Raw genomic sequence first — 16,652 nt, forward strand, 5'->3', positions numbered from 1 at the left:
AATCGCTTCAAGTTGTACGACAACGTATCACAAGACGTCCGCGCCATCGAGTTTTTTTGATCCTCCTGAACCCGCATTCCAGATGAGCACCACCCACGCGATCCACGCGATCCGCCATATACGCATCACGCCCATTGCCTTCCGCGATCCGCCGCTGCTCAATGCGGCCGGCATCCACGAACCCTGGGCGCTGCGTTCCATCATCGAGATCGAGACGGCCTCGGGCCTGGTCGGCATCAACGAAAGCTACGGGGACCAGCCCATGCTCGATGCGCTGGCCAAGGCCGCGCCCGCGCTGGTGGGGCTGTCGCCCTGGGCGCTCAACGAGATGGAGGTCCGCGTCGCGGCCCTGGTGGCGCCGCCTGCGCTGACGGCGTCGGAGTTCCTGGGCCAGCAGGTGTCGCTGGCGCCGGGCACGCATGTGTCCAAGACCGTGGCCAAGGTGGTCAGCGCCTTCGAGGTCGCCATGCTGGACCTGCAGGGCCAGATGGCGGGCGCCCCCATCGTGGACCTGCTGGGCGGCGCCGCGCGCGACAGCGTGCCGTTCTCTGCCTACCTGTTCTACAAGTACGCCGAGCACATCGACAGGCCCTATGGACCAGATTCTTCGCCCGACGCCTGGGGCGAGGCCCTGGCGCCGCAGCAGTTGGTGGAGCAGGCGCGGCGCATGATTGCGCAGTACGGCTTCCAGAGCATCAAGCTCAAGGCCGGCGCGCTGCCGCCCGAGCAGGAGGCGGCCGGCATCCTGGCGCTGGCCGATGCCTTTCCGGGCATGCCGCTGCGCATCGATCCCAATGGCAACTGGACGGTGGAGACCAGCCTGAAGATCGTGCAGCAGCTGCAGGGCGTGCTCGAGTATTACGAGGACCCGGCGCCCGGCCTGGACGGCATGGCGGCCGTGGCGCGAGAAATGGCACGCGAGGGCGATGTGCCGCTGGCCACCAACATGGTGGTCACGGACTTTGCCGAGTTCCGCCGCAATGCCGACATGGGCTGCCCCGTGAAGATCGTGCTCAGCGACCACCACTACTGGGGCGGGCTGCGCGCCACACAGCGCCTGTCCACGCTGTGCCGCACCTTCGACCTGGGCCTGTCCATGCACAGCAACTCGCACCTGGGCATCAGCCTGGTGGCCATGACGCACCTGTGCGCCAGCGTGCCCCTGCTGACCTATGCCTGTGACACGCATTACCCCTGGCAGGACGAGGAAGTCGTCGAGGGTGGCCGGCTGCAGTTCGAGCAGGGCAGCCTGCGCGTGCCCACGGCGCCCGGCCTGGGTGTGCGGCTGGACCGCGAGGCCCTGGCCCGCCTGCACGACAACTACCTGTACTGCGGCATCCGCAACCGCGACGACCTGGGGCAGATGCGCAAGTACGACCCCGCGTTCACCGGCCACCAGCCCCGCTTCTGAACCCGCTTTCACACCATTCCAACGACAAGCCCTTCCCGGAGACAAGCACCATGCAACGCCGCACACTCATCCAACATTCCCTCGCCAGCGCCCTGCTGCTGGGCACGGCCCTGGCCGCCATGCCCGCCGCCGCGCAGGGCAACTGGCCCACGGGCAAGCCCATCACCTACCTGGTGCCGTTCCCGCCTGGCGGCAATACCGATACGCTGGCGCGTGTGATCGCCCAGCCGCTGAGCAAGGCCCTGGGCACACCCGTGGTGATCGAGAACAAGGGCGGCGCGGGCGGCAGCGTGGGCTCGGCCATTGCGGCGCGCGCACCGGCCGATGGCTACACCATCCTGGGCGGCACCATCAGCTCGCACGCCATCAATGTGAGCCTGTACGCCAAGCTGGATTACGACCCGGTCAAGTCCTTCACGCCGGTGGCCATGCTGGGCTCGGGCCCGCTGGTGCTGGTGGTGCCGGCCTCCAGCCCCTACAAGACGCTGGCCGACGTGCTGGCCGCCAGCAAGGCCAAGGCAGCGGCGGGCGGACTGACCTCGGCCTCGCCGGGCAGCGGCACCTCCAACCACATGGCGCTGGAGCTGCTGGGCTACCAGACGGGCGTGAAGTTCACCCACGTGCCCTACAAGGGCAGCGGCCCGGCCGTGCAGGACGTGATCGGCGGCCAGGTGGACATGATGTTCGACACCGCCCTGGTCGTCGGCCCCCATGTGCAGGCCGGCAAGCTGCGTCCCATCGCCGTGACCAGCTCGCGGCGCCTTGAATCGCTGCCCGATGTGCCCACCATCGCCGAGGCCGGCGAGAAGGGCTTCGACATGGGATCGTGGCAGGCCGTGTTCGCGCCCGCGGGCACGCCGGGGCCCATCGTGGACCGGCTGCATGCGGAGATCATGAAGATCGTCGCCACGCCCGAGGTGCAGGCGCGCCTGAAGAACTTCGGCATGCTGCCCTCGCAGATGACGCCGGCCGAGCTGGGCGAGTACCAGAAGGCCGAGGTGGTCAAGTGGGGGAAGGTGATCAAGGCTGCTGGAATAAAGGTGGAATGACCCCCTGAGGCGCTTCGCGCCTTCCCCCTTCTCGCTTCGCGGAGGGGGACAACGCCTTCGGCTGGGCGCCCCCGCCGCGAGGCGGCTCTTGCTCGGCGTTCCTGAGTTGGGACGTGACGGTTGCGAGGGCGGCACTCCGATTGCGACAGGCCACTAGAAAATTGAGACATTGCCATGAGTACCCCACTTCCTCTTTCCATCCGCATGCATCCGGCCGACAACGTGGCCATCGTGGCCAATGATGGGGGGTTGCCTGCGGGCACGGTGATGCCCGGGGGGCTGGTGCTGGTCGACAAGGTGCCGCAGGCGCACAAGGTGGCGCTGGTGGACATTGCCGAGGGCGGAGAGGTGCGCCGCTACAACGTGGTGATCGGCTATGCGCTGCAGGCCATCGCCGCGGGCAGCTGGGTGCATGAGCGGCTGCTGCGCATGCCGGGGGCGCTGTCTCTTGAGGGGCTGCCGATCGCCACGGTGCAGCCGCCCGAGCTGCCGCCGCTGACGGGCTACACCTTCGAGGGCTACCGCAATGCCGATGGCACGGTGGGCACGCGCAATATCTTGGCCATCACCACCACGGTGCAGTGCGTGGCCGGGGTGCTGGATTTCGCGGTGGGCCGCATCAAGGCCGAGCTGCTGCCGCGCTATCCGAACGTGGACGATGTGGTGGGCCTGGAGCACAGCTATGGCTGCGGCGTGGCCATCGATGCCGTGGGCGCCGAGATTCCGCAGCGCACGCTGCGCAACATCAGCCGCAACCCGAATTTTGGCGGCGAGGTGATGGTGGTGAGCCTGGGCTGCGAGAAGCTGCAGCCCGAGCGGCTGCTGCCGCCGGGGTCCTTCCCCATCGTCGATGAGCGCGAGCCTGCATTGGACGTGGTCTGCCTGCAGGACGAGGCGCATTTGGGCTTCATGTCCATGGTGGACTCCATCATGGGCAGTGCCACGGTGCATCTGGAGCGGCTGAACGCGCGCCGGCGCGAGACCGTGCCGGCCAGCGCCCTGGTGGTGGGCGTGCAGTGCGGCGGCAGCGATGCGTTCAGCGGCGTCACGGCCAATCCGGCCGTCGGCTTTTGCACCGATTTGCTGGTGCGCGCAGGCGCCACCGTAATGTTCAGCGAGGTGACCGAGGTGCGCGACGGCATCGACCAGCTCACCTCGCGCGCCTCCAGCCCCGAGGTGGCCCAGGCCATGATCGAGGAGATGGCCTGGTACGACGCCTACCTGGACAAGGGCCGCGTGGACCGCAGCGCCAACACCACGCCGGGCAACAAGAAGGGCGGCCTGTCCAACATTGTCGAGAAGGCCATGGGCTCCATCATCAAGAGCGGCACGGCGCCCATCACCGGCGTGCTGTCGCCGGGCCAGCGTCTGGCCGACCGGGGCATCCAAAGCGGCCTGGTCTATGCGGCCACGCCGGCCAGCGACTTCATCTGCGGCACGCTGCAGCTGGCCGCTGGCATGAACCTGCATGTGTTCACCACGGGCCGGGGCACGCCCTACGGCCTGGCCCAGGTGCCCGTGATCAAGGTGGCCACGCGCAGCGACCTGGCGCGGCGCTGGCATGACCTGATGGACGTGAACGCGGGCCGCATCGCCGAAGGCCAGGCCAGCATCGAGGACGTGGGCTGGGAGATGTTCCGCCTGATGCTGGACGTGGCCAGCGGCCGCAGGAAGACCTGGGCCGAGCAGTGGAAGCTGCACAACGCCCTGGTGCTGTTCAATCCGGCGCCCGTGACCTGAGCCACGCGCACAGGCCCCTGTCGGCACAGGCTGACAGGGCGCTGGTGCGCCGCTGCGCACAATGGGGGCCATGCCCTCAGATACCCCGGAAACTCCCCCCGCCTCGTCCTGGTCCGCACGCCTGCAGCGCCTGATGGAACTGAACCCGCTGCGCGCCATGTGGAATGCCGTGCAGCTGTGGCTGGACGCCGATGGCCTGCGCATGAGCGCCGCCATGTCCTTCTACGGCATCCTGAGCCTGGCGCCGCTGCTGCTGCTGCTGGTCGGCCTGCTGGGCTGGTGGGTGGACCGCAGCTATGTGGAGCACCAGTTGATCGACCAGGTGCAGGACGTGATCGGCGAGCGCGGTGCCCAGGTGGTGCGCGGCGCGCTGGAAAGCGCCCAGCGGCCCGACGAGGGGCGGCTGGCCTCGCTGTTCGGCTTCATCCTGCTGATGTCGGGCGCCACGGGTGTGTTCGTGGAGCTGCAGTCCGCGCTGGAAAAGCTCTGGACCTCGAACGGCGAGCCACCGCCGCCCAAGGCCGTGTGGTGGCGCATGGCCGCGCTGCGGCTGCGCGGCCTGACCTATGTGCTGGCGCTGGGCTTCTTGCTGCTGGTGTCCATGGCCCTGTCCACGGCCATCCAGCTGATCACCAACTGGGCCGGCACCAAGCTGCAGATGCAGCCGCTGGGGCCGCTGATCAGCCTGATCAACGAATGCGTGTCCTTCGGCATTGCCGTGCTGCTCTTCGTGGGGCTGATGCGCATCGGCAGCGGCCCCAAGCCCCGGCTGCGCTATCTCATCTTCGGCGCCATCGTCGGTGCCCTGCTGTTCACGCTGGGCAAGCAGGCCCTGGCCTGGTACCTGTCCACGGCGGCCGTGGTCTCGGCCTATGGCGCGGCGGGTTCGCTGGTGGTGCTGTTGATGTGGATCTATTTCTCGTCGGCCATCCTGCTGCTGTCGGCCGCCACGGCCAAGGCCTTCAGCGACGCCGAGGTGCGCTTCACCCACCCCATCCGCTGGGCGCCGCCCGCCGATGCGGCCGGCACCGGGGACACTCCGGGCGGCAAGGGCTGAGTTACTGCATTTCGACGAAGATGAACGCCTGCGCCGCGGCCTGCAAAGCCGCGGCGCAGGCGTTTGGGCAATGGAACAATGCAGCAAAGTCCCCTGGCACCAAGGCCGGGGGCCAAGGACGAGATGGACAGATTGCAGACCATGCGGGTATTCCAGACCGTGGCCGACGAGGCCGGGTTTTCGGCGGCGGCGCGGCGCCTGGACATGTCCGTGCCCACGGTCACGCGCCTGGTGGCCGACCTGGAGCAGCACCTGGGCACGCGGCTGCTGCAGCGCACCACGCGCAGCGTGTCGCTGACCGAGGCCGGCGAGGCCTATCTGGAGCGCGTGCGCGGCATCCTGGCCGATGTGGAGGATGCCTTCAGCCTGGCGCAGGCGCACACGCTGGAGCTGTCGGGCGCCGTGCGCGTGCTCACGCCGCCCGTGTTTGCCGAGCATGTGCTGGCGCCGCTGGTGGCGGACTTCCACCGCCTGCATCCGCGCATCTGCATCGAGGTTTTCGTGGAGTCGGCCAGCGAGGCCGCCGTGGGCGAGTACGACATCACCTTCCTCAACGCCGAGGAGGGCTATGACGGCAACGTGGTGGCCCGCCCCATCGTCACCACCTGCGGCCTGGCCTGCGCCTCGCCCGAGTACCTGGACGCCCATGGCGTGCCCGCCGTGCCCGGGGATCTGGCGAGCCACCAGTGCCTGCTGCGCCGCCGCGCCCAGGGCCGCTCCGACGTGCTGCGCCTGCGCCGGCTCGATGGCAACGCGGGCGAGGCCGAGGTGTCCGTGCAGCCCGTGCTGGTGGCCAACCACACCGGCACGCTGCTGCGTGCCACGCTGGACGGCGCGGGCATCAGCACCCAGCCGCTGGACCTGATCGCGCGCCACCTGCGTTCGGGCCGGCTGCGCCATGTGCTGCCCGAATGGACCACGGGCCATTTCACGCTCTACGCCACCTTGCCCACGCGCAAGTTCATGCCGGCGCGCGTGCGCAGCTTCCTGGACTTCGTGGCCGAGCACACGCAGCGCTCCATGCAGGGCCTGCCCGCCAACTTGCCGGCCCTGTCAATCTGAGCGCGGCTGTCATCTAGGTTACTGGCGGGGCCCTGAGGGTCTCGGGGTTTCCCAGGTGAATTCCGCTGTGCGGAATCTTCGGGTTGATCGTGGCGCCGCCCCCCTCCTAAGCTGGCCTTGCCTGTCTGCCGCATGCGTTGTCGCGCCGCGCCGGCCGGCCATGCAAAGGAGACAAGACAATGCAAGCACAGACCCTGGCCGGGCGCCGAGCCGCGCCTTTCCGCAGGAGGCGTTGAATGGACGTTTTTCTGCAGCAAGTGCTCAACGGCCTGACCCTGGGCGGCATCTACGGCCTGGTGGCCCTGGGCCTGACCCTGGTCTACGGCATCCTGCACGTGCCCAATTTCGCGCACGGCGGCTTCTACATGATCGGCGCCTTCGTGGCCTTCCAGGCCATGGTGGCCTGGAGCTGGGGCTACTGGGCGGCCATGCTGACCGCAGCCATCGCGGTGGCGGTGCTGGGCATCGTCAGCGAGCGGCTGATCTTCCATCCGCTGCGCAAGGCCTCGCCCCTGCATCCCAAGATCGCCTCCATCGGGCTGCTGCTGTTCCTGGAAGCGGGCGCCCAGGCGCTGTGGGGCGCGGACTTCCAGCGCATGCCCACGCCCTACACCTCCATCGTGGAGATGGGCGGCATCACGGCGCCCGCGCAGCGCCTGCTGATCATAGTCGCGGCCTTTGCGCTGATGGTGGCCCTGCACCTGTTCCTGACGCGCACCATCACGGGCGCGACCATCATCGCCATGGCGCAGAACCGCGAAGGCGCATCGATGGTGGGCATCGACGCCAACCGCGTATCCATGCTGACCTTTGCCATCTCGGGCGTGCTCGCGGCCGTGGCGGCCACGCTGTACGCGCCCATCAACCTGGTCTATCCGGCCATGGGCCACCTGGTCATCACCAAGGCCTTCGTGATCATCATCCTGGGCGGCATGGGCAGCATCCCGGGCGCCGTGCTGGGCGGGCTGATCATCGGCTTTGCCGAGAGCTTCGGCGCCTACTACATCTCCACCGACTACAAGGACATCATCGCCTTCGTGCTGCTGGTGGTGATCCTGTCGCTGCGCCCGCAGGGCCTGTTCGCCAAGAGGAGTCATTGAATGAACGGATTCATCGACTCCCGCGTTGCCTGGGGCCTGCTGCTGGCCGCCGGCATCGCCTTCCCCTGGCTGGCGGGCAACGACTACCACCTCACGGTGATGAGCACGGCCTACATCTTCGCCATCGCCACGCTGGGCCTGAACCTGATCACGGGCTACACGGGCCAGCTCAACCTCGCGCACGCAGGCTTCATGGCCGCGGGCGCCTATACCGTGGGCATCCTCACGGTGGACCATGGCTGGCCGTTCTGGGGCGGGCTGGTGATGTCGGGCGTGGTGTGCGCGGTGCTGGGCTACCTGATCGGCATCGTCTCGCTGCGCCTGAAGGGGCACTACTTCTCGATCTTCACGCTGTGCGTGGGCTACATCATGTTCCTCGTGATCGAGAAGTGGGAGGGCCTGACCCACGGCACGGTGGGCATCATGGGCATCCCCGCGCCCGAGGCCCTGGGCACGCTGAGCTTCGAGTCGCCGCTGGCGCTGTACTACCTGGTACTGGCCTTCCTCGTGGCCTCGGCCTGGGTGATGCGGCGCATCGTCCGGTCGCTGCTGGGCCGCACCTTCATGGCCATCCGCAACAGCGACGAGCTGGCCGAGGCCCTGGGCATCAACCTCATGCGCAACAAGGTGCTGGCCTTCATGCTGAGCGTGGTCTACGCGGGCGTGGCCGGCGGCCTGTACGCAGGCTTCGTGCGCTTCATCGGTCCCGACATGGCCGGCGTGCACCATACCTTCGACATGATGATCTTCGCCATGGTCGGCGGCATGGGCACGGTGCTGGGGCCGCTGCTGGGCGCCATCGGCATGCCCTGGATCACGCAGTACCTGCAGTTCCTGCAGGAGTACCGCTTCATCGTCTTCGGCCCGATTCTCGTGATGCTGGTGATCTTCATGCCCTACGGCGTGGTGGGCAGCTTCACTGCATGGCGCGCGCGCCGCAATGCCAAGGAGGGCAAGCCGCATGCTCAAGATTGACCACCTGACCAAGACGTTCGGCGGGCTGGCCGCCGTCAACGATGTCAGCACCGTGATCGAGGAAGGCCGCATCAACGCCATCATCGGTCCCAACGGCGCGGGCAAGACCACGTTCTTCAACCTGATCAGCTGCGTGCACAAGCCCACCTCGGGCACCATCACCTTCAACGGCCAGGACGTGACCTCGCTGCGCACGGACCAGGTGGCGAAGCTGGGCGTGGCGCGCACCTTCCAGACCACGGCGCTGTTCGACCGCGCCACGGTGCTGGACAACCTCATCGTGGGCCACCGGCTGCGCACGCGCTCAGGGCTATGGGACGTGCTGCGCGGCTCCAGCCGCCTGCGCGAGGAAGAGCGCGTGTGCCGCGAAAAGGCGCGTGATGCGCTGGACTTCGTGGGCCTGTCGCATGTGGCCGGCCGCATTGCTGGCGACATCACGCAGGAGGAGCGCAAGCGCGTGGCCTTCGCGCTGGCCCTGGCCACCGACCCCAAGCTCATGCTGCTCGACGAGCCTGCCGGCGGCGTCAACCCCGAGGAGACCGAGGGCCTGGCCGAGCTGATCCGCAAGCTGGTGCGCCACGGCATCACGGTGGCGCTGATCGAGCACAAGATGGGCATGATCATGAGTCTGGCCGACAAGATCCTGGTGCTCAGCTACGGCGAGAAGATCGCCGAGGGCACGCCCGAGGAAATACGCCGCAACCCCGCCGTCATCGATGCCTACCTGGGGAGCGAGCATGCTGAAGTTTGAGAACGTGTCGCTGCGCTACGGCAGCTTCCTGGCGCTGGACGGGGTCAGCCTGCATGCCGACCGCGGCGAGCTGGTGGTGCTGCTGGGCGCCAACGGCGCGGGCAAGAGTTCGCTGTTCCTCACGGCCAGCGGCATCCACAAGGCCGCTGGCGGCTCCATCGTCTGGAATGGCAGGGAGCTGGCCGGCAGCAAGCCCTCGGCCATCGTGCAGTCCGGCGTGGTGCAGTGCCCCGAAGGGCGCAAGCTGTTCCCCCAGATGTCGGTGCTGCGCAACCTGCAGCTGGGCGCCTACGTGCACCGCCGCGACCCCGGCCCCAGCCAGAAGACGCTGCAGGAGGTGATGGAGCTGTTTCCCATCCTGCGCGAGAAGCAGCACGACCCGGCCGGCTCGCTGTCGGGCGGCCAGCAGCAGATGGTGGCCATCGGCCGCGCCATGATGGGCCGGCCCCAGGCCCTGCTGCTGGACGAGCCCTCGCTGGGCCTGGCGCCCCTGGTCATCAAGCAGATGTTCGAGGCCATACAGCGCATCAACGCCGCTGGCACCACCGTGCTGCTGGCCGAGCAGAACGCCTATGCGGCGCTGAAGATCGCGCACCGCGCCTATGTGATGGAAAGCGGCCGCATCGTGCGCGAGGGCAGGCCGGCCGAGCTGCTGGCCGACGACTCCATCCGAAAAGCCTACATCGGTGCATGACATGACACTGCACCCCCTGAGCCGCTGCGCGGCTTCCCCCTCTCTCTCGCTTCGCGAGGGAGGGGGACGACGCCCTCGCTGCGGGGCGGCCCTTGCTCGGCGTCCCTGGTCTGGGCTGCGCCGGATTTATGCGTTGCGTCAGCAGCGATTCGTTCTTCACTATCCAAGGAGACAGACATGACAGCATTCGCACCATTGACCCGCCGCAGGGTGGGCACGCTGGCCCTGGCCTGCGCCGCCGTGGCCGCCGCCGGCCCTGCGCTGGCGCAGGAGGTGGTCAAGATCGGCTACTCCGGCCCGCTGTCGGGCGGCGCTGCCCAGTACGGCAAGAACGTGCTCGACGGCATGCAGATGGCCGTTTCCGAGATCAATGCCGCAGCGCCCGAGATCGGCGGCAAGAAGGTCAGGATCGAGATCGTTCCGCTGGACGACAAGTACAACCCGTCCGAGACCGCGATCAACGCCCAGCGCCTGGTGCAGCAGCACAAGACGGCGGCCATCCTGGTGCCGCATTCGGGCGGCATCTTCGCGCTGCAGACCACCAACGAGCGCAGCAACTTCATCGTGCTGGCCTACAGCTCGGTGCCGCAGATCACCAACCGGGGCAACAAGCTGACCCTGCGCATCCCGCCCGAGTTCACCTCGTACATCGACCCGTTCTCCAAGTACGTGATGGGCCGCTTCGGCAAGAAGGTGGCCCTGGTGGGCGCCGACCACGACTACGCCAAGGCCTGGGTCGCCGCCTTCAAGCCCGGCTGGGAAAAGCTGGGCGGCACCGTGGTGGCCGAGAACGCCATGAGCTACAACCGCGCCACCGATTTCTACAGCGGCGTGAGCAAGGCCCTGGCCGAGAAGCCCGACGTGCTCTTCGTGGGCGGTGCCTCCGAGCCCACGGCACTGGTCGTCAAGCAGGCGCGCGAGCTGGGCTTCAAGGGCGGCTTCGTGGTCATGGACCAGGCCAAGCTCGACGAAATGGCGCGCGTGGTCGGCGGCTATGCGCCGCTGGAAGGCGCCATCGGCGTCATGCCCGTCTCCGAGGACACCAAGCCCGAGAACAAGGCCTTCGTCGAACGCTTCGGCAAGGTCTACCCGGGCCGCATCCCGGGCTCGGAGGCGCAGTGGAACTACACGGCCGTGCACGCCACCGTCAAGGCCATGCAGCTGGCCGGCTCGGCCTCGGACACCAAGGCCATCCACGCCAAGCTGGACGAAGCCTACAAATCCCTGCGCCCCGACGTGAACCCCGGCGGCGTCAAGGGGGTGGATGAGCGCGGCGGCACGTTGACCACGGAACGCGGCGCCGCTGTGCGCGACGGCAAGATTGAGGCGGTGATGACGGTGGCGAACAAGTAGAGCGCCGCTCAGTTTTTCGACCGAAAGCGCCTGGTGCCAGCTTGATCTGGCCCAGGCGCTTTCTTGTGGACTCAGTTGCCTGGTACTCACGTTTGACGTTACTGACGCGACGCGTTATTATTTGCCTCCATGACGATCCGGTCATTCAAGTGCCCCGACACCGAGCAACTGTTCCAGCAGAGGCGGGTGCGTCGGTGGAGCAGCATTGAAGTGGTCGCGCTGCGCAAGCTTCGGATGCTGCATGCCGCTCATGTGCTTCAGGACTTGAGGGTCCCGCCCGGAAACCGGCTGGAGGCGCTGCACGGAGATCGCAAGGGGCAGCACAGCATCCGCATCAATGATCAGTGGCGCGTGTGCTTTGTGTGGACCCATGAAGGCCCGAGTGAGCTGGAGATCGTCGATTACCACTGAAGCGAAAGCGTTGATCCTGGATCTGGCGCAGGAGTGCTGACCATGAACAAACCTTTGAACCTCCCCACGCCAGGCGAAATCCTGGCCACTGAATTCCTGGAGCCCATGGGCTTGACGCAATACCGCCTGGCCCAGGCCATCCATGTCCCGCAGACACGCATCGCGGCCATCGTCAAGAACGGCCGCTCCATCACCGCGGATACGGCGCTGCGCCTGGCGCGCTTCTTTGGCACGTCCGTGGAGTTCTGGATGAATCTGCAAAGCCAGTACGACGCCGATATCGCGCGCGAGGCCATAGGCGACGACCTGGAGTCCATCGAGCCCTTTGCCCTGCAGGCTTGAAGAAGACATGCTGAGTCGCTGCGCAGCGGCTCAAGTAAGAAAGGCCCCTGCACCGCGGTACAGGGGCCTTTCTCATTGCAGGGCTGCGTTGTTTACAACAAGCTCGCTCCACCATCCAGCACCAACGCCTGCCCCGTCATGTGCCGAGACGCATCGGACGCCAGGTAGACCACGGCGCCCTTGAGGTCCTCCTCGCCGCCGATGCGGCGCAGCGGGGCGCGGGCGATGAGCTGGTCGCCGAGCTTGTCGATGAGGCCGTTGGCCAGCTTGCTGGGGAAAAAGCCCGGGCAGATGGAGTTGACGCGGATGCCGTAGTGGCCCCATTCCGAGGCCAGGGTGCGCGCCAGGTGCACGGCGGCCGCCTTGGAGGTGTTGTAGGCCACGGTGTTCATGCCGGGCGGCGTGCCCTTGAAGGCCGCGACCGAGGCGGTGATGATCACGTTGCCCCGGCCCTTGGGGATCATCACGCGCCTGGCCACTTCGCGGGTGAGGAAGAAGGGTGCGGAGACGTTGAGGTTCATGACCTTGTTCCAGGCCTCGTCCGGGTATTCCTCGGCCTTGGCGCCCCAGGTGGCGCCGGCGTTGTTGACGAGGATGTCGATGTCGCCGCAGCGCGCCAGCACGTCATCGACCAGGGCGGGGATGGTGTCGAACTTCTGCAGGTCGTTGGCGAAGGTCTCGACCTGGTAGCCCAGGCCCTGCAGGTGGGCCTTGGCCTCGGCAAGCTCGTCGGACTTGCGCGCCGTGATGGCGAGGCGGGCGCCCATCTCGCCCAGCGCCTCGGCCATCTGCAGGCCCAGGCCGCGCGAGCCTCCGGTGATCAGGGCGGTCTTGCCCGTGAGGTCGAACAATGCTTTCACGCTCATGCTGTGTGTCTCCTGGCTTGGGTCTTTGGTGGTTGAGCAACACCTGCATGCTAGGGCGCCTGCACCGTGCACGCTGTCGTCTTGGCTACTGCGCGGTACCGCGCGGGCACCTGCGGGACAGGCGTTCAGGCCCTGTCTATGTCCTGCTGCAGCCGCCGCACCATGCGCTGCAGCGCGGGCACACCGTCCTGGCGCAGCGCATCGGCCGTGACGAAGCGCGAGGGTCCGCCCAGGCTGACGGCCATCAGCGGCAGGCCGCGCCCCGGCGAGAAGGCCAGCGCAATGGCGTTGACCTCGGGCTGCCAGTCGCCGAACGAGCACGACAGCCAGGGCTGGGGCTGGCTGCCTGCCTCCGGCCACAGCGGCAGCTGGGCCTGGGCGGCGGCCCATTGCTCCGGGGCGTGCGATTGCAGGTAGTCCAGCGCGCGCTGACGCTCGGATGCGGGACTGGCGGCCAGCCAGGCACGGCCCACGGCCGTGGTTGCCAGGGGGATGCGCGAGCCCATGTCCAGGTCGCGGTGCATGAAGCGCGCGCTGGGGCAGTGCTCGATATAGACCATGTTGTGCCGGTCGCGTGCAGCCAGGGCCACCTCGGCATCGGTGGTGGCGGCCAGCTTTTGCATCAGCGGGCGCGCGATCTGGCGCACGTCCAGGCGCGAGAGCATGGCGCTGCCCAGGGCCAGCGTGGCTGTGCCCAGGCGGTATTTGCCCTCTTCGGGCACATGGATGAGGTAGCCCAGCGTGGTCAGCGTGTGCGTGAGGCGCGAGACCGTGGACCTGGGCAGTGCGCAGCGCCTGGCGATGTCCTGGTTGCCCAGCAGCTTTTCGCCGGAGCGAAAGCAGGACAGGACATCAAGGCCGCGCGCCAGGGCGACGATGAAGTTGCGGTCATCGTCGCCGGGCTGGGGCGGCGGGGTGCGGGAGGGCGGCATGCGCCGATTATCGGCAGCCGCCCCGCCACGGGGTGTCGTGGGCTTTACTTCTCGACGAAGGCGCGCTCGACCACGAAGTCGCCGGGCGTGGTGGTGTTGCCTTCCTTGAAGCCTCGGTGCTCCAGCAGCTCCTTGAGTTCGTTCAGCATGGCGGGGCTGCCGCACAGCATGACGCGATCGGTCTCGGGATTGAGCTCGGGCAGGCCGATGTTCTGCGGGAAGGTGCCGTCCGTGATCTGGTTGGAGATGCGGCCCTGGTTGCGGAAGGGCTCGCGCGTCACGGTGGGGTAGTAGACCAGCTTGTCCTTGACGATCTCGCCGAGGAATTCATGCTCGGGCAGTTCCTTCTCGAACAGCTCCTGGTAGGCCAGCTCGCTGGCATGGCGCACGCCATGCACGACGACGACCTTCTCGTAGCGCTCGTAGGTCTCGGGATCGCGGGCCACGGCCAGCCAGGGGGCCAGGCCCGTGCCGGTGCCGATCAGGTACAGGTTCTTGCCGGGCAGCAGGTAGTCGATCAGCAGCGTGCCCGTGGGCTTCTTGCCGACGAGGATGGTGTCGCCGACCTGGATGTTCTGCAGGCGCGAGGTCAGCGGACCGTCGGGCACCTTGATCGACAGGAACTCGAGGTGCTCCTCGTAGTTGGGGCTGGCGATGGAGTAGGCACGCAGCAGGTTCTTGCCATCGACCTTCAGCCCGATCATCGTGAAATGGCCGTTGGAAAAGCGCAGCGCGGTATCACGGGTGGTGGTGAAGGAGAAAAGGCGGTCGGTCCAGTGGTGGACGGACAGCACGCGTTCTTCAAGAAAAGCACTCATGTTGGCAATACGGTGAATTCGGGGCAGGCAGTGCCCGCCGGGACGTTGCAATGAGAGGTCAGTGCCATGCAGGCACGCGGTGGCGGGAAGCACAGGGGGCAGACGCGCTGGGCGCGTTGCCGCTGCTTCGTGGCGGCCGGTGACCGGGGCAAGCTCGCTATTGTCCGGTAAATGGCGTCAAAAGGGGCAGGCACGAACCTTTGTCTTGATACGGATTAGTGATAAGCAAAATGAAGCTGGCTGAATCCCTGCAGCTCTCGCTAGGGCTTTGCGGCCGGGCCAGCGCCAAGCGTCCAGGGCAGGACCGCTTCGGCCAGCCAATCCATGAGCACGCGCACGCGGCGCGGCAATTGGCGGCGCTGGGCGTAGATCAGGTACAGCGGCATGGGCGGCGGCGGGTGGCGGGGCAGCACCTCGATCAGCGCACCCGTCTCCAGCAGCGGCTGCACGGCCAGGCGCGGAACCTGGATCAGCCCCAGGCCGGCCTGGCAGGCCGCGAGATAGGCCTCGGCATTGTTCACGGTGAGCGCGCCCGCCATCGTCAGGTACCGGGGCTGGTCATCCTCCTCGTATTCGAAGCCCAGCGGCCGCGTGCCCAGCGTGCGCTGGTAGTGCACCAGCCGGTGACCGCCCAGATCCTGCAGCGTGGCGGGCAGCCCGTGGGCCTGCACATAGCCGGGGCTGGCGCAGGTGGCCAGCGCCAGCAGGCCCAGCGGGCGTGCCACCAGGCCGGGCTCGTCCACGGGGCCCAGGCGCAGCACGCAGTCGAAGCCTTCGCGCACCAGGTCCACGCGGCGCTCGGTGCAGCTCAGTTCCAGCTGCAGTGCGGGATGACTTTGCAGCAATCGGGGCAGCAGCGGCATGACCACATGGCGCGCCAGGCCCGTGGTCATGTCCAGCCGGACCTTGCCCTGCAGCGGCGCATCGCCGGCCTGCTGGAACTGGCCCTGGAACTCGTCCACGTCGGCCAGCAGGTCCTGGCAGCGCTCGTAGCAGGCCTGGCCGTCCTGGGTGAGCTGCACGCGCCGCGTGGTCCGGTGCAGCAGCCGCGTGCCCAGCCGCGCCTCCAGCTGCTGCACGGCCTGGGAGACGCTGGCCTTGGGCAGGCCCATGCTGTCGGCCGCGCGCGTGAAGCTGGCCATCTCGGCCACGCGGCTGAAGATCTGCATCTGCTCCAGAAGCTTGATTGTTTGCATCGGGTGAACAAATAAATCAGAAGCAGCCAATTTATCCAAAAATCCACCTTCAATACAGTCGCCGTCATTGCAAACCACCTAACGAGGTCCGCCATGACAGCTTCTCCTTCGACCGCTTCTTCCCCTGCCGCCCGCCGCATCGTCCTCGTCACGGGCGGCAGCCGCGGCCTGGGCCGCAACACGGCCGAGCACCTGGCGCGCCAGGGCTTGGACGTGGTGCTGACCTACCGCGAGCGTGCCGACGAGGCCCAGGCCGCCGTGGCCGCCATCGAGGCGCTGGGCGGCCGTGCCGCCGCGCTGCAGCTGGACGTGGCGCGCAGCGCGGGCTTTGCGGACTTTGCGGCCCGCGTGCGCCAGGCGCTGGCCGATACCTGGCAGGCCGACCGCCTCGATGCGCTGGTGCACAACGCCGGCATCGGCATCAACGCGCCATTCGCCACCACCACCGAGGCGCAGTTCGACGAGCTGGTCGCCATCCACCTGAAGGCGCCTTTCTTCCTGAGCCAGCACCTGCTGCCCCTGCTGCGCGACGGCGGCAGCATCATCCACCTGTCCAGCGGCCTCACGCGCTTCACCCAGCCCGGCTATGCGGCCTATGCATCCATGAAGGGCGGGGTGGAGGTGCTGACGCGCTACCTGGCGCGCGAGCTGGGGGCGCGCGGCATCCGCGTCAACACGGTGGCGCCGGGCGCGATCGCCACGGACTTCGGCGGCGGCCGCGTGCGCGACGATGCACAGGTCGGCGCCGCCCTGGCCAGCCAGACGGCACTGGGCCGCGTGGGCCAGCCCGACGACATCGGCCCCGTGATGGCCGCCCTGCTGCAGCCCGGCATGGGCTGGGTGCAGGGCCAGCGCATCGAGGCCTCGGGCGGCATGTTCCTCTGAAGGCGCCGGG

At 67.8% G+C, this 16,652-nt stretch carries 17 protein-coding genes; 13 read left to right on the forward strand and 4 right to left on the reverse strand.

Annotated features, from left to right (window positions below):
• Positions 1-82 precede the first annotated feature (82 nt).
• The 12 genes from ACFPFG_RS19710 (at position 83) to ACFPFG_RS19765 (ending at position 11,945) form a co-directional block, all read left to right on the forward strand.
• Positions 83-1,411 (forward strand): glucarate dehydratase family protein, encoded by a 1,329-nt coding sequence (locus tag ACFPFG_RS19710; protein ID WP_380107916.1) that lies wholly within the window; start codon positions 83-85, stop codon positions 1,409-1,411.
• Between the two features lie 50 nt (positions 1,412-1,461).
• Entirely contained in the window at positions 1,462-2,460 is a 999-nt protein-coding gene (locus ACFPFG_RS19715; protein ID WP_197954468.1) for a Bug family tripartite tricarboxylate transporter substrate binding protein, read from the forward strand.
• A gap of 174 nt (positions 2,461-2,634) precedes the next feature.
• Positions 2,635-4,200, forward strand: a complete 1,566-nt coding sequence (gene garD, locus ACFPFG_RS19720) for a galactarate dehydratase (protein WP_380107918.1) — start codon at positions 2,635-2,637, stop codon at positions 4,198-4,200.
• A gap of 70 nt (positions 4,201-4,270) precedes the next feature.
• Positions 4,271-5,257 carry a YihY/virulence factor BrkB family protein gene (locus tag ACFPFG_RS19725; protein WP_197954470.1) on the forward strand — a complete coding sequence of 329 codons (987 nt, stop codon included), beginning with the start codon at positions 4,271-4,273 and terminating at the stop codon, positions 5,255-5,257.
• 123 nt (positions 5,258-5,380) lie between these two features.
• Positions 5,381-6,319, forward strand: a complete 939-nt coding sequence (locus ACFPFG_RS19730; RefSeq protein ID WP_183021244.1) for a LysR family transcriptional regulator — start codon at positions 5,381-5,383, stop codon at positions 6,317-6,319.
• 236 nt (positions 6,320-6,555) lie between these two features.
• Entirely contained in the window at positions 6,556-7,419 is an 864-nt protein-coding gene (locus tag ACFPFG_RS19735; RefSeq protein ID WP_183021245.1) for a branched-chain amino acid ABC transporter permease, read from the forward strand.
• Positions 7,420-8,394 carry a branched-chain amino acid ABC transporter permease gene (locus ACFPFG_RS19740; RefSeq protein WP_380107920.1) on the forward strand — a complete coding sequence of 325 codons (975 nt, stop codon included), beginning with the start codon at positions 7,420-7,422 and terminating at the stop codon, positions 8,392-8,394.
• Entirely contained in the window at positions 8,381-9,145 is a 765-nt protein-coding gene (locus ACFPFG_RS19745) for an ABC transporter ATP-binding protein (RefSeq protein ID WP_013800137.1), read from the forward strand. The genes ACFPFG_RS19740 and ACFPFG_RS19745 overlap by 14 nt, the downstream gene beginning before the upstream one ends.
• The gene (locus ACFPFG_RS19750; protein ID WP_183021247.1) at positions 9,132-9,839 is read left to right on the forward strand and encodes an ABC transporter ATP-binding protein; all 708 of its coding nucleotides are present in this window, start codon (positions 9,132-9,134) and stop codon (positions 9,837-9,839) included. The genes ACFPFG_RS19745 and ACFPFG_RS19750 overlap by 14 nt, the downstream gene beginning before the upstream one ends.
• Before the next feature lie 177 nt (positions 9,840-10,016).
• Positions 10,017-11,192: an ABC transporter substrate-binding protein gene (locus ACFPFG_RS19755; protein WP_183021248.1), complete on the forward strand. Its 1,176-nt coding sequence runs from the start codon at positions 10,017-10,019 to the stop codon at positions 11,190-11,192.
• 129 nt (positions 11,193-11,321) lie between these two features.
• Positions 11,322-11,603, forward strand: a complete 282-nt coding sequence (locus ACFPFG_RS19760; protein ID WP_197954472.1) for a type II toxin-antitoxin system RelE/ParE family toxin — start codon at positions 11,322-11,324, stop codon at positions 11,601-11,603.
• A gap of 42 nt (positions 11,604-11,645) precedes the next feature.
• Positions 11,646-11,945, forward strand: a complete 300-nt coding sequence (locus ACFPFG_RS19765; RefSeq protein ID WP_013800141.1) for a HigA family addiction module antitoxin — start codon at positions 11,646-11,648, stop codon at positions 11,943-11,945.
• 92 nt (positions 11,946-12,037) lie between these two features.
• On the opposite strand, the gene ACFPFG_RS19770 is transcribed toward ACFPFG_RS19765, so the two are convergent.
• From ACFPFG_RS19770 to ACFPFG_RS19785, 4 genes are all read right to left on the reverse strand, one after another.
• Entirely contained in the window at positions 12,038-12,811 is a 774-nt protein-coding gene (locus ACFPFG_RS19770; RefSeq protein WP_183021249.1) for an SDR family oxidoreductase, read from the reverse strand.
• Between the two features lie 125 nt (positions 12,812-12,936).
• On the reverse strand, positions 12,937-13,743 hold the full coding sequence (locus ACFPFG_RS19775) for an IclR family transcriptional regulator (protein WP_197954473.1): 807 nt from the start codon (positions 13,741-13,743) through the stop codon (positions 12,937-12,939).
• A 44-nt stretch (positions 13,744-13,787) separates the two neighbouring features.
• Entirely contained in the window at positions 13,788-14,561 is a 774-nt protein-coding gene (locus tag ACFPFG_RS19780) for a ferredoxin--NADP reductase (RefSeq protein WP_183021251.1), read from the reverse strand.
• Between the two features lie 260 nt (positions 14,562-14,821).
• Positions 14,822-15,757 carry a LysR family transcriptional regulator gene (locus tag ACFPFG_RS19785; protein ID WP_380107925.1) on the reverse strand — a complete coding sequence of 312 codons (936 nt, stop codon included), beginning with the start codon at positions 15,755-15,757 and terminating at the stop codon, positions 14,822-14,824.
• 93 nt (positions 15,758-15,850) lie between these two features.
• On the opposite strand from ACFPFG_RS19785, the gene ACFPFG_RS19790 reads away from it, so the two are divergent.
• A complete protein-coding gene (locus ACFPFG_RS19790; protein ID WP_034397753.1) occupies positions 15,851-16,642 on the forward strand; it encodes an SDR family NAD(P)-dependent oxidoreductase in 792 nt (263 codons plus the stop codon).
• The last annotated feature ends 10 nt before the right edge of the window (positions 16,643-16,652 follow it).

This window comes from Delftia deserti (genome assembly GCF_042653485.1).
GTDB classification, from domain to species: domain Bacteria; phylum Pseudomonadota; class Gammaproteobacteria; order Burkholderiales; family Burkholderiaceae_C; genus Comamonas; species Comamonas acidovorans.